This is a genomic window from Rhodococcus tibetensis, assembly GCF_024438035.1.
Classification (GTDB): Bacteria; Actinomycetota; Actinomycetes; order Mycobacteriales; family Mycobacteriaceae; genus Rhodococcus_F; species Rhodococcus_F tibetensis.
The window spans coordinates 13,885-26,873 of the sequence record NZ_JANFQF010000005.1 but is presented as its reverse complement, the minus strand read 5'-3'; the positions used below and the strand labels follow the sequence as shown (position 1 = coordinate 26,873).

The 12,989-nt window shown below is 61.5% G+C and carries 8 protein-coding genes and 3 pseudogenes; 1 reads left to right on the top strand and 10 read right to left on the bottom strand.

The window, feature by feature from the left end; translation table 11 throughout:
* Positions 1–241: 241 nt before the first annotated feature.
* Both NOF53_RS07115 and NOF53_RS07110 read right to left on the bottom strand, forming a co-directional pair.
* Complete coding sequence (locus NOF53_RS07115; protein ID WP_255966767.1) at positions 242–868, bottom strand: site-specific integrase; 627 nt, start codon at positions 866–868, stop codon at positions 242–244.
* 7 nt (positions 869–875) lie between these two features.
* Positions 876–1,895, bottom strand: a pseudogene (locus NOF53_RS07110) (site-specific integrase).
* A 357-nt stretch (positions 1,896–2,252) separates the two neighbouring features.
* Between NOF53_RS07110 and NOF53_RS07105 the strand changes: the two are divergent.
* A pseudogene (locus NOF53_RS07105) lies at positions 2,253–2,740 on the top strand (helicase associated domain-containing protein); the annotation flags it as partial.
* A gap of 354 nt (positions 2,741–3,094) precedes the next feature.
* Here the strand turns inward: NOF53_RS07105 and NOF53_RS07100 are convergent.
* The 8 genes and pseudogenes from NOF53_RS07100 to NOF53_RS07070 all read right to left on the bottom strand — a co-directional run.
* Positions 3,095–4,021: pseudogene (locus NOF53_RS07100) on the bottom strand (bile acid:sodium symporter family protein); the annotation flags it as partial.
* 557 nt (positions 4,022–4,578) lie between these two features.
* Positions 4,579–5,508 carry an NAD-dependent epimerase/dehydratase family protein gene (locus NOF53_RS07095; protein WP_255966765.1) on the bottom strand — a complete coding sequence of 310 codons (930 nt, stop codon included), beginning with the start codon at positions 5,506–5,508 and terminating at the stop codon, positions 4,579–4,581.
* A gap of 37 nt (positions 5,509–5,545) precedes the next feature.
* The gene (locus NOF53_RS07090; protein ID WP_255966763.1) at positions 5,546–6,565 is read right to left on the bottom strand and encodes a bifunctional lysylphosphatidylglycerol flippase/synthetase MprF; all 1,020 of its coding nucleotides are present in this window, start codon (positions 6,563–6,565) and stop codon (positions 5,546–5,548) included.
* An 11-nt stretch (positions 6,566–6,576) separates the two neighbouring features.
* Positions 6,577–7,449: a tocopherol cyclase family protein gene (locus tag NOF53_RS07085; RefSeq protein ID WP_255966761.1), complete on the bottom strand. Its 873-nt coding sequence runs from the start codon at positions 7,447–7,449 to the stop codon at positions 6,577–6,579.
* 140 nt (positions 7,450–7,589) lie between these two features.
* The gene (locus NOF53_RS27915) at positions 7,590–8,951 is read right to left on the bottom strand and encodes an NAD(P)/FAD-dependent oxidoreductase (protein WP_374212580.1); all 1,362 of its coding nucleotides are present in this window, start codon (positions 8,949–8,951) and stop codon (positions 7,590–7,592) included.
* A 2-nt stretch (positions 8,952–8,953) separates the two neighbouring features.
* Complete coding sequence (locus NOF53_RS07080) at positions 8,954–9,433, bottom strand: hypothetical protein (RefSeq protein WP_255966759.1); 480 nt, start codon at positions 9,431–9,433, stop codon at positions 8,954–8,956.
* A 60-nt stretch (positions 9,434–9,493) separates the two neighbouring features.
* Positions 9,494–10,738 (bottom strand): class-III pyridoxal-phosphate-dependent aminotransferase, encoded by a 1,245-nt coding sequence (locus NOF53_RS07075; protein ID WP_255966758.1) that lies wholly within the window; start codon positions 10,736–10,738, stop codon positions 9,494–9,496.
* The gene (locus NOF53_RS07070) at positions 10,735–12,948 is read right to left on the bottom strand and encodes a PEP/pyruvate-binding domain-containing protein (protein ID WP_255966757.1); all 2,214 of its coding nucleotides are present in this window, start codon (positions 12,946–12,948) and stop codon (positions 10,735–10,737) included. Before NOF53_RS07070 ends, NOF53_RS07075 begins: the two co-directional genes overlap by 4 nt.
* Positions 12,949–12,989: the final 41 nt, after the last annotated feature.

Below are 12,989 nucleotides of genomic sequence, written 5' to 3'. Positions count from 1 at the left end.
TCGATCAGGACCACCGATAGTTGGAACCCATCCGGCTCAGTCACTCGGCACGTCGCACTAACCAAAGGTGACCATGTCCTGCGGTACTCAGGAACGAACGTCGAACCCACCCAGCCGAACTCCACGCGAGGTGGAAACTCGTACCCTGAACAGAGGGCCGCCGGCGATCGAATGAGGAAGGCCGAGGCGTACACACACAGGCCAACGACAACTCCGAGTATAGCGATGGCGCCAAACATGGTCAGAAACCTAGCCGACGCTGAGGGCGGGTGCCTATCCGGTGAGGTGGGCGCGCACGATGCTCGCAATGGACTGGCCGGTCAATCACGGCAACCGGAGTCGTCCGATCCGTGACCGGCGAAGGTACCCGCATCCATTCGCCACCCGTGCTGATGGCGAGGGCGTCGGACTCCGCGGTGACGTGGGTGTGTCGCAGGCTGGCGATCTGCTCGAAATTCAGGCCAGCAGCGACCAGGGCGAGAATGAGGGCGTCGCGGCGGCCGAACAACCCAGCCGGCCACCCTTCTACCGGTATTCGCGGGATTCGCTCCGCGGCGGTTCGCGATTCGCTGCATGCGGTCCATCCGGGCCGTGTTGAGGAGTTGGCGGATCGTCTCGGCTCGCCCCGGCGGCGGAAGCTGACTTCCGAGTGAACTGTGTTGATCGCAGTGACCCGCCGTCGTTGGGTGCCATTCGCGGCGGGGTGGTCGGCGAGGAACTCTGCCAGCACCGACGGGTTTGCGGGCAGCGCGCGGTGCTCGCACGCGTCGCACCAGTCGGCGAACAGGGTCCAGTCGTGGGCGTAGCGGCGGGCGACTGCTGGGCTGTTACCCGACGACGGCGGTGGGCTTTCGGTGCTGAGGCTCATCGCAGTGTCAGAGTCCGATGTCGGTGACGGCGTTGCCGATCAGTGGCGCGTTCTCCCGGGCGTAGATCTCGACCGTCGCTGGATGGGACTGTCAGGTCTGGCGCATGATGGCGTGCGCGTCGCCGCCGTTGCGGAAAGCCTGGGTGACGAACCCCGCCCGCAAGGAGTGACCACCGAGTTGGGCGACGACATTCTCGTCGTACCCGGCGGCCTGGGCGCGGCGGCGATCGCCGCATGCACCGCCGCCCCCGGCAGTGCGGTCTCGGAGAGGTCGCCGTTCTTGCGGATCGACCGGAACAACGGAGCCCGCGCCCGCATCCGCGGCAGCGCCCCCCGACATACATGCGCCTCGGACGTTGGTGCGGTGCGCAGTAACCGGATCACCCCCGTCGGCTGGCCACGTCGAATGCGGCGACGACCTGAGCCCACCGAAAATATGCGCACGGTGGGCAACTGGCATGGGAGTTGGTGACTGGCAACGCCCGGACCGTGCCGGTGCCTTCGTGGTCGGTTTTCGACCTGCGCAAGCGCGCGTGGACCCCGTCGAGGCGGTGCGGGGTGACATTCCCACACGTGAGGCCGACGAGGTCGCTGCGCCGGAACGCCCCGGCGAACCCCATCAACAGTAAGGCCGAGTCGCGGCGTTCGTGGAACTCGGCCGCCCAGCCGGTTACAGCCTACCGGGCGGATCCTACGATGGTGACGATGTCCGTGGCCAACAACGGTGCCCGCGGCATCCGGGGTCGGGCGCCGGCGGCGGCGTAGTTCCGTCGGATCCCGGACAGGGCCGAGGACACCAGCACCTCCCCCGCTGGGTTCGGCAGGCTGGCGGTCCGGTGGTGGTGCCCGATCACCGACACCCACCGACTGAGAGTGGACGGCGAATACGCGCGCTCGCCCTCACCATCGACGGTGTCGGCGGCAATAGTGACCGGGTGCGCCGGCAACGGCGAGTGCCCGGCGCCCGTGACGAGGCGACCGCGCCGGCGATCCGGGCGGCGGCCTCCTCACTCAGGTCCGGTGCCATCCCCCACCCACCGACCGGCACCACATCCACTGCGGCCCCGGCCGTCACCTCACCTGTTCGATCGTCACGAGCCGGAACCCTACCGGCGGCCACCGACACGATCACTGCAGCGGGAAACGCTTTGGGACCTGCGTTTTCGGTGGAGTTGCTGCGTGAATTCGTCGTTGCCGGCACGGCGAACAACAACGACCCGATCAACATTCCTCGTTCGAGTCCTTCATCGAGACCGATGTTCGCACGCACCGGTGCCGCGAAATAGGGGTCAACCTTCTTGCTGCATCGTCCAACTGGTGGACATACTTGAACTAATGACAATTTCGAACAACATTCGCCGGCTGCGGGAAGGATGCGATCTCGATGCGTGCGACTCGGTCCGCAGCCTTCCCTGTGCAGCTCTACTCCGATTTTCACCGCGAACACCCCGGCACTGCGATTCCGGCCGACTATGTCACCGAAGACGGTTTCCACCTCGGCCGCTGGCAGGACCGCCAACGTGTGGCGCGCATGCTCGAACCCTGCCACCGCAACGCATTGCGCAGCTCGATGCGATCGGATTCGTGTGGAGCGATGACAACACTCCCCTTCCCGCCGTGTCCCGGGCCGATAGCAAGCGACGGCGGATGCTGACCGAGATCGCCGCCTATCGCGAAGAGCACGGGAACGCACTGGTTCCCGCGAACTATGTCACCCACGACGGTGAACAGGTCGGTCAGTGGCTCTATCGGGCGGTGAAGAAGTGACGGGCCGACACCCTCCCGGACGAGGAACGTGGCCCGCTCGCTGTTCTCGGGGTCTCCCCCAACCCGCGCCCGCGCGGGCCGCGCACACCAGCACAGCGCACCGGGTCGGCTGTCCGTCACCCGGGGCGGCGACCACAAGCGCGAATCCGAGCACGGATCCTGCTGCCAGCGTGTCTGTTCCCGCATCAGGCGGAAGGTACCCTTGCGCGCCCGGAACTTAAGTTGTGGCCACGAGGGCCATCGCGGCGCGAGCCCACGTCGATCGGGTTGCTACTCAGCAGAGTGGGTCGAAACCGAGACGCGCGGAGACCGTAAGCAGCCTCTGCCATCGTCCGCAACATCCCGGACGTGACGGTGCACCATCGATCCACATGCGCATTCGGCTAACCGAACTAGACTGACGTCGAAGGCGTAATGCGTCGGCGTGCGTATTCGAGCCGGTCACGTATTCCGAGGGCGCTACGGTGCCAGGTCGAGGTCACCCACGGTTACGGATTTCCCGGCCCCGTCCCGGGCTGAACTTCGGCCGCGAGCAATCACCCACCCGAACAGGGCTGCAACAGGGAAGGTGACCACGGCATACACGGCGGCGGGCACCGCCATCTGGACACTGTCGAGGACGCTGATTGCAATAGTGATGGCCAAAGTGCCATTGTGGATGCCGATCTCCATCGAGCTGGCTATCGACTGACGATCGGTGATCCCGAGTCCCCGTGGTACGGCATAGCCAACGACCAGGCTGCTTACGCTAAAGATCAACGCAATCAGACCGATATCGGCCAAATACCCGGAAATGTTATTGCGTTCGGTGATTACGGTACCGACGATAACCAACGCAAGGACAACCGCTGAACCGGTCCGCACCGGTCGGTCCATTCTCCGCGCGAAGGATGGCCACATTCGGCGAGCACTAACACCGACGGCGACCGGCACCAGGACAATCGCGAAGATTTGCACCACCTTCGAGAACTGCAGACCCAACGAACCGCCGCCAGGCGGATTGAAATAGTCAAGCGCGAAATTGGTCACCAGGGGTAACGTCACCACCGCAATCACTGAATTTACAGCTGTTAGAGTGACATTCAGGGCAACGTCACCCCGAAACAGGTGACTGAAGAGATTCGCAGTCGTTCCGCCCGGTGAGGCCGCCAGCAGCATCATTCCGACCGCAAGCATCGGCGACAGATCGAAGAGCCTAGCCAATCCGAACGCGATGACAGGGAGGAGGATCAACTGGCATCCCAGCGCAATCGCGACCGCACGTGGATGCCGCACGACCCGTGAAAAGTCGCCAATGGTCAGCGAGAGCCCAAGGCCAAACATGATGATGGCCAACGTAACCGAAAGTGCAACCGTGGCGAATTCCGAACTCATTCTCGAATCTCCATCTCTTGGAAGGTCAGCCGCCGAACGGTAAGTGCATCACTTGGTCTCCAAAGCCCGAACCTCGTGGTGCCGTCTCACGAAGTCTTCGAGGTGGCTCCAGTGCCGGACGGCGCCGCAACGCGGAAATGAGTGGGCGCTGCTGCCCATCGCAGCGGACCGTTTTCGGTTGACGGCCTCGATCGCCTCGCGGCAAATTATCACGCCGCGAGGCGGCCGTCCGCCGTCGGGGGGCTGGTAAACCCCGCACTGCCCTGGCTCGTGTCGAAGTATCGGATAGCCGTGGTCATATAGAGTTTTCGCGCACAGCGACGCCAAACTTTGTACGTGCCGGTGGTGAGTGCGGTGCACTCCTACTACGCGAAGTCGGAGCCAGAACCCGGCGCGAGTCGAGGCGGTCACTTGCACCTCGTCTGCACCGCATGGCAGCCGAAGCGCACGCACCGAAAGGGGATACCTGCGAATCCAGGCTCGTCCCACCACCGTAGCGTGCCCTGCAGATAGAAGCGGTCGAGTGCCCTGTCATGAGCAGTGGGTGAGGGACGGTCCGAGACCATTGACTACACCACTCTCCGGACTGTGCGCCCGTTCAGCCGCAGCATCATGCTGGCATTTTCATCCGATGATGTCGACGATTTCCATCCGGTGGCGTCCGAAAAGCGGGAAGAGTCGACACTGATATCTCCGGCTGTGACCCAATGGCCAGAATACTTGACCAGGCGCAGGCGGTAGAGGAGATTAGCGGCAGCAACAGCCACCCGCATGGGGAGCGAGACCAAGATTTGCCCGTGCAGGCTCGCCAGCGTCCGCATGGTCGTCCGGTCGGGCGGCGCGACGTTGTATGCCCCCTCCAACAACTCGTCGGATACTGCAAGGGCAAAAGCCTCTGCTAAGTCGGTTTCATTGAGGAACTGGTACGAAGCCCGATCGGCCTCCGGAATGGCTGCGAATTTCGCGCACATCGCGTCGATCGCGATGTTCGAAATGCTTGGACCGACGACGAATGAGCACCGTAGAGTCACAATGGACATGGGGGAAGCCGCAGTTGCTCGGAACCATTCAATGTAGTGCTCAATCTGGGACTTGTCGTGAAAATAGAACCGGCCGGGATCACTGAGGGGGAAGACGTCTTCGGTGACGAAGTCGTCGGAGATCTCAGACCCGTATGCATTGACGCTGGATGCCACAACTAAGTGTCGCACCCCGGCCTTCTCGGCAGCCGTGACGACGTTCATAGTTCCGCGCACATTGATGTCGTGAGAAACCCTCTTGTCGCGGGTCTCTTCGACGATGAATGCCAGGTGGATTACCGCGTCGTAACCGCGCAGGTGTTCGTGTAGATCGGGGTCGCGCACGTCCAATGCGACACTGCAAACCCTTGGATCATCGCTCACGTAAAGACGGCGCGCAATGGCTAGAACGGATGTCGTGGTCGAGTTCTCCAGCAGGCGTGGAATTATCACTCGGCCGAAGTTGCCGGTAGCGCCCACGACAGCGACCCTCACTGGTTTTCTCCGACGGGCGAGTTCATACCACGCCCGTTACCCGTAGGGCATTGACCATATCCAACGGCGATAGCATTCCACGGAACGCAATATATTCCGCGCTAGCAGGTTCGGTTCCCCACTTGGTCTTGTACTCGACTTGACTCCGGCCGGGATACAGCGCGCTACCGTGCTCGGCGATCATGCCAATTGCCCATTTCATGATCGGGCTGCTTCGCTCAACATCGTTCGCTGGAGACAAGTCCACGAATGGGGTAAACCCAAAGTGCAGCCAGCGAACGTCCTCGGTGTGGAAGGTGTTCATGGCGGTGACATTGATCAGTTCCATCGTTCCTGGCGGAGAGGTAGGAACTCGCCTTGTCAGATCGTGGAGCCATCCCGTGCGAGCACCGTAGCTCGGCGAGTAGGACACGTATCCAATGGGGCGACCCGCCATCTCTGCCACGAACAGTCGTCGATGTGCCTGAAGTGTGTCACCCATGGAACCGGTCAGGAAGTCGAGTTCACGGTCTCCCCCATGTTCCATCGCCCACAGCCATCTGGTGTCGATGCGGTCTATGTCCCGCGCGACATCGTCGTATACCCGTTCATGAACCTCGACACCGGCGCGTCGAGCACGTGAGATCTTGTTGCGCAGCTTGACGAACCGCTTTCCAGTCAGTCCGAATGTGCGCAGATCGACGGCGTATGACGATCCGATCTGGTTGAGGCGGAAGCCGAGCTGAGCATATGCATCTGCATCCTGCTCACCGACTTGTATCGCGACTATTCGCCGACGGTGGCTTGCACAGTGAGCACTAAATTCCTCGAGGAGGGCCGCTCGGGCCTCCGGCGCGCAGATCGGTCCACCGAAGATGACCGCCGAGTGACCGCGATTCCGGTACGCGACGACTCCGTCGCAGTGCCGACCGAAGTAGTAGTCATTGCGATCGGATAATCCATTGAAGGCACTTGGATTCTCCGAATACGCCGACACGAGACGGTGAGCCGATCGAACCACGTACTCGTGCGCCTCCGTGGGCGGGTCGGCGTCGGCCGCCATCTGCTCCGATATCACGCTCGAATTCCGACGCCGTGACGGCGTTCGTCCGTCAAAATCTCGAACAACGCTCGATGGGAGGTGGAAAGACGAAAGCTGTGGCCATCCGTCTTGTCGTTGACCTCGAGTTCACAACTACCGATCTTAGTGTTGATGCAATGCTTGATACCACCGGATGGGTTGTAATAGACGAGCCCGACGAACGCGTCCCGTGGAGCAGTAATACGCCCGGTGATTCGAGCCTGATCGTTCTCGGTGACGAAGTCCCATTCGAAGAATGAGTACTTGCCTTCGTTGCGGACCGCTCGTATCAGAGATGACATGTCGTACTCGCGACCGCGTGCTCGCAAGACCATCATCGTTGCCCACGGGGTACGAAGAGGACCCACCCTCACCTGTGCCGTGGCGATTTCGAGGAAGCTGTCCGGCTCCTCGTCGAATCCCGCGACCTGAGCGAACGCATACCGGTCGGTGTGCGCTGAACCCCAGTTGTGATTCTGGCTCCCAACCCAGTCTTGTACCTGAACCACGCGATCACCGACGTTCAACACACCACTGAAGACCGCAAGTGGATGTGCAATAAGACTTTTCGCCTTCGGGAACGGAAGGGAATAGGCCCGGCGCGATTGCAGGAAGACGGGGTCGTGGGATGAGGAGTACGAAAGGTCCCACTCGCAGCGTATTCCCTCAGAAGACCCGCCGCCGATCAGTCGACCGGGTGACAACACTGCATCACCGATCCGAACGTCGAAGGAAGTTGTCGCGAATGCGCATTGAGCGATCGGCAGTTCTTCCTTCATCACAGTGTGCTCACCGGACTCACCGTCGAAGAACACGAACCACAATTCACCGATTGCGGATTCTGGTCGCCCCTTCGGAACGAACACTGTGTATCGAATCCAGAATGCCAGTGGGCGGGTGGGATGGTTGGCGCGTTGGTAGAAGCTTTCGTAGTGTCCACCACGCATCCCACCGTCATACTGCGCGTGGTTGAGCTCATCGGGATTACGCAGACTACTTTCGATTCTCACTGGCTTCTCCTCGTTCGGATGGGTCGTTCGCCTGTCTTCTTCACCGCGTTGGCCTGTGACCGTCTCATCGCCATCGTCTTGGCGTGCACCAACGCACCGACAGCCACGGAGACTGGTCTCGAGGCCGCTGGCCCTGGAGCACGCGATCGTAACCACGGTAGGTCGATGGAATGGCTATCGGAACTTGTGACCGAGCTCGCTATCACGGCGGCGTTGAAGGCCGCCATGGCAAGCCCGTGCCCTCCACATCCGCCCATGAACCACACATCAGGCAGGCCGGCCACCGGGCCCACGACGGGAAGTCCGTCACCCGTCACTGCGATCGGACCGGACCAACGATGGCTGAATGCCTTCTGTCCCTGCCCGTCCTGAGCAGTTTCCCACCATTGCGCTAGCCAGTCCCACGTCGCGAGGTCGAATGCTTTTCTCGATCCTTTAGCGGGTCTCGATCGCGCACCCCCACCGCCAATTATTGTCGAGCCATCCGCTCGCGTCAGGTGGAATGGGGCGAGCGAATCGGCACCGACGAACGCACGCCCTGTTGCTCCAATCAATTCGGTATCTTCGGACTGTACTGTCAGCGCACCGAAGACTTCGAGTCCGACGACCGCACCTACACGTTGAGCGATCGACGAGATTGTCGGGGTGTTCGTTGCCACGACTACTGATCGAGCGAAGACCGGTCCTTGCCCCGTCTGTACTCGAACCCGACCACGGAAGTTGTCGATCTCAGAAACGGGTGTCCTGTGGTAGACGTGCGCACCGAGCGCTTTGGCGCGGCGCGCAAGGGCCCCTGTCAGTAGCGCAGGATCGACAGTCGCGGCCCGTTGATACTCCAGCCCGCCGAATTGTGGTGCGGACGTTTCGTGGGCGAGTCGCTTCTGGGTGCACATGCGCACGTCGATTCCGAGGCGCCGGTAGGTCGATGCTTGTGCGAATAATGTTCGCTGCTCGGCGGCGGTACGAGCCACCACGTACTGGGTCGACTCGTTCCACGGAACACCCAATTCGCTGCACAGCGCTGTGGTCAACTCGACAGCCTGCTCAGACGCTCGGTACGAGCGCAGAGCCGATGCGTTACCCACTCGCCGCTCCAGAACGTCGATGGCGGGCCCGATCCGAGGCCCCACAAGCCCTGTCCCACGCCCGCTCGCGCCAGCAGTCGGCGCGTGGATTTCCAGTATTGCTATTGACGCCTGAGGTTCTCGCCGCAGCAACTCTACGGCCGTGGCCATGCCCACAAGTCCCGCGCCGATCACTACGCGGTCGAAGGTGGGTGAGCAATTCAACTCTTCGGTGTTCGAGGAAGCTTCTTCGTAACCGACCCAAGGCGGGCTCTCGAGTATTGCGGAATCCATGGTCAACGCCAGGCCTGTGTAAGTCGTGCTTCCTTCTGTTGCTGCTCCTTCATCGCGATGAGCAAGTCTGTGAACGGTTGGATCCGTGTCGGTTCGAAGGGGGTGGAGAACACCTTCATTTGATTGCCGAATAGTCCGCGGTCGGCGAATACGTGTATTGGAATTGCCAGAAGCGCCCATTGGGCGCCGAAGGCTGCAATCCACGCACCGACCACGGCTCCCTGCGTAATGGCACTGTGCATGACGTTGTACAAGACGTAGAAACTGCGGGGTGGATGGTTTGTTCGTCGAAGCCGACAGTAGATGGCGCCTGGCACGTATCCGATGACGTCGATGTAGAAGAACAGCAGTAGTGCCGGGATCCAGTCGATCCGATCGATGTGGGCGACGGCGAGCGCGACACACACCGCGAATGCAGCCGTGTATTCGATTCGCACTAGGTTGTACGTCGTTCGTGTATCGAAGTAGTTTTTGGCGTCCACGTTGTGAGCCTGCCCGTCCGCTTGTCTGTAGTTTCGTCGATAGTCTGCTGGTCCGCTGCGCTAACCCTGAGTTAGTGCAGCTGCCTCCGAAAGTCTGGTCAGCAAAAGGTCTACTTGATCTGTGGTGATGATCAGCGGCGGCATCATGAGAACTGCGCGCGCATGGTTCGGTGCGGGAGATACGAGCAGTCCCTTCGCCCAGCAATTTCGTACGAAACTCATGCGTGTGTCGGGGTTCGCCAATTCCAATGCGCACATCAGTCCTACGCCACGTGAGGCCGCAAAGAGGGTGGGACGGCGTTTCACCAACTCGTTCAATCCGTGGGCTAGGAGTCCACCGCACTCGCGCACCGACGCAAGAAATTTCGCGTCGCTCACAGTTTCGACGACACTGCGGGCTACTCGGCACCCGAGTTCGGAACCGCTGAAGCTGCTGGGGCGGAAGAATGGTGTGTCGGAAATGGCACGTCCGATTTCTCGAGTGTAGATGCAGGCCGAGATCGGGTACACACCACCGGAGAGGCCTTTACCCACGACGAGAACATCCGGTACAACACCGAAGATGTCGATCGCCCACATCGATCCGGTTCGTCCCAGGCCCGTCTGCACTTCGTCGACGACGAGCACTGTCCCCGTTTCGTTACAACGGCGCCGCACGGCTTGCAGGTACTCGTATGCGGGAATTATCAATCCTGCGGCGGCTTGGATCGGTTCGAGGACGAAGGCTGCCACGTCGTCGTTTACCGCGTTCAGCGCTGCGTCGATATCGCCGAACGGCACAACACCAATTTGCGGCGAAACGGTACGAGTGGAGGTCGCTCCGGTTTGTGAGAGCAGCTCCGCGGTGCCGATCTGACCGTGGTAAGCATTATCGGTACCGACGATTCTCTCGCGCCCAGTGTGGCGGCGCGCTAGGTCGCAAGCCATATCGACGGCCTCACCGCCACTGGTCCCGAAGGTCACCAGCTCCAGCGGATCGGGCAGTACTTTGGCGATCGCACGTGCGGCGGTGCCGCGGTCGACGGACGGTAACAGCCAGTCACCGATGTCCACGGAGTTGAGACTGTCAGTGACGAGCTCACGGATTCTTGGGTTTCGGTGACCGAGGTTGAATACGCCTCCTGCACTGCGGCAGTCGAGCAGGTCACGGCCGTCGGAGTGGTATATGAAAACTCCGTCACTGCCTGATGGCGTCGGGACGTCACCCAGCGCGCGGTAGAACGCCGCCCGCGGTGGGGACAGGTATCGCTCGAGGACGTCGAGGGTGTCGGTTGGTTCACCCGCGAATTGTCTGTCTGCAGTCATCGTCGGACTACTTCCCCTGTAGTTCCATCGATCCGAATGATGTCACCGGTAGTTATGCGTGTGGTTGCGCCTCGAACACCTACCACCGCCGGCAATCCTTGTTCCCGGGCGAGGATTGAACCGTGCGACAGCATCCCACCGCTTTCCGATACCAACCCACTTGCGCAACCGAAAACGCCGGCCCAGCCGGGGTTGATGGTGCGCACCACGAGGATGTCGTTCTCCGTCACAGCGGCAAGATCCGATTGCGTGTCGACCACCCGCGCCGGGCCTTCGGCGACACCGTACGAGCAACCGATTCCAGCCAGTTCAGTTCTCGAATGGACTGCGGCGGATTGAGGCCCCTGCTCGGACTGTCCCACGGCATTCCGGATTGTGTCCGGGACCACCCAGTTGCGGAAGGTCGACGCGCGTCGTCGCCGGTTGTCCGCGTACAAGCTTAGGTCCCCGGTGTCTGAGAGGGTGGACGCAAGGAGTACCTCGTCGCGGGTGAGCCAAAAGACGTCTTCCTGTTTGGTCAGACGGTGCGAGTCGACAAGCTGGTCGCCCAGTTCGAGACATACTTTGCGAACCAGGTAGTTGTGCCGTGCTGCGCATGCCCGCATGGCCTCTCGAAGAACAGCCCAGGACCGTGCGTGTCTAAGGATCAGGGCGAGCAGCGGTCGGCGGTACAGGGGTCCGCTCAGCAATGCTTGCCGAGCACTGGTGTGGCGGGAAGCGACTGTCGACGCAAGTGTCCTGGTGCTCCTAGTCCGAAGATTGGCTTGCAGCAGGGCCAAAGGGACGTTCAGGTCCTCGTCCCACCGTGGGTTCGAGAGTTCGTCATCACAGAAGGACAGGTAGCCCCACTGTTCGGCGATCTGTTCCAGGTCTGCGCGCACCGGTGCGGGCAAGTCATCCACCGAGCTTGCAGCCAAGATAACTCGGGCCGAGGCGCGGTGACGGTTCGCGAGATCCGCTAGGGCCGTGGCTCCGCGATTGGTAGCGAGCACGCCGAGATCCGACATCATTTCGGACGGATGGATGGTAGGGGCACCGTCGGTGGAAGCGGACTCTGCACAGACCCGCAATGCATCGAGGGCTTGCTCTGCGATAAGCGAAACCTGCATCGACAATAGATACACTTGATGGTGTGTGGCCAGCGCTTCACGCAATCGCTGGCTCAGAGTCCGCGGCGAACCCTGGTACCTGTGACGGTCCACGGCCCAGTCAACGTTCTCATTGCGAGCGACACATGACTCGGCATCCCGCTGAATCCGCCTTGCGTATAACATGCCGCGGACCACGATAGATGGGTATCGAAACGCACGGAGCCATCCTTGCCTCGACTCGACGGCGTGTGGGTCGTGCTCGATCCCGACTGAGGTGTCGAAGACACGGGCATCGTGGCCCGGCAGTCTCTGCAACTGTGCGCGCAGTCGGTCGACGCGCCAGTAGGGCTTTGCATACATTGGCCGTGCAGTGACGAGCGGCATATCGGAACGATCACTCTTCATGATCGACCGAACCGCTGCGTTGACCGCTGCAGGAAAGGTCAATTCCAGTGTAGTAGTCGCAGTCAGCGTCGATACCGTGTCGGTCAGAGAGTCCCGAAGATTGGCTGATGTCCATACACCGTCGATACCGCCGAACCCGACAGCGGTCACCGGCCGCACCTGGAGGAGCCACATCGTCGACGTGTCGCTGGCGAACTCGACATCGACGGGAACACCGAGCCACTCGGCTAGGTCGTCGACTAGATCGCACATCTTCGTAACCGCGAGGGGCGGCGCATCACCGGCAAATTCGGTGACGTACGCCCCGTCGACGCCGAGCCTGCGTTGCACAGTCGTGGGCGACGCTGATCCGTCCGTCACCCTGTCCCCCAGCCCGGCGACCACTTCGATGGTGGTGACGTCTCCGTCGCCGCTGACTGGATCGATAGAGAAGCCCACACCGGCGAACAGCGGATCGACCATGCGTTGGACGATGACGGGAATCACCCCGCCGTCGGCCGAATCCTCTCTACCGCGCCGGACAGATTCGACGACATCATCGAGATCATGTCCTTCGACGTCGAGTACTGTGCTGAACTGGCCCGCCATCGACGACGCGGAGCCATCCTCGTCCGGTGCGGATGAACGGACCGCGAAAAGAGTGGCGCCAAGAAATTGCGCGATCGCGATTCCCTGCGGCGGCGTCCCCGGCGGTATAACGATCCCGTTTGGCACGTTGAATCCCTGTCGCGCCGCCCGCGAGAGCATTCTGGCTT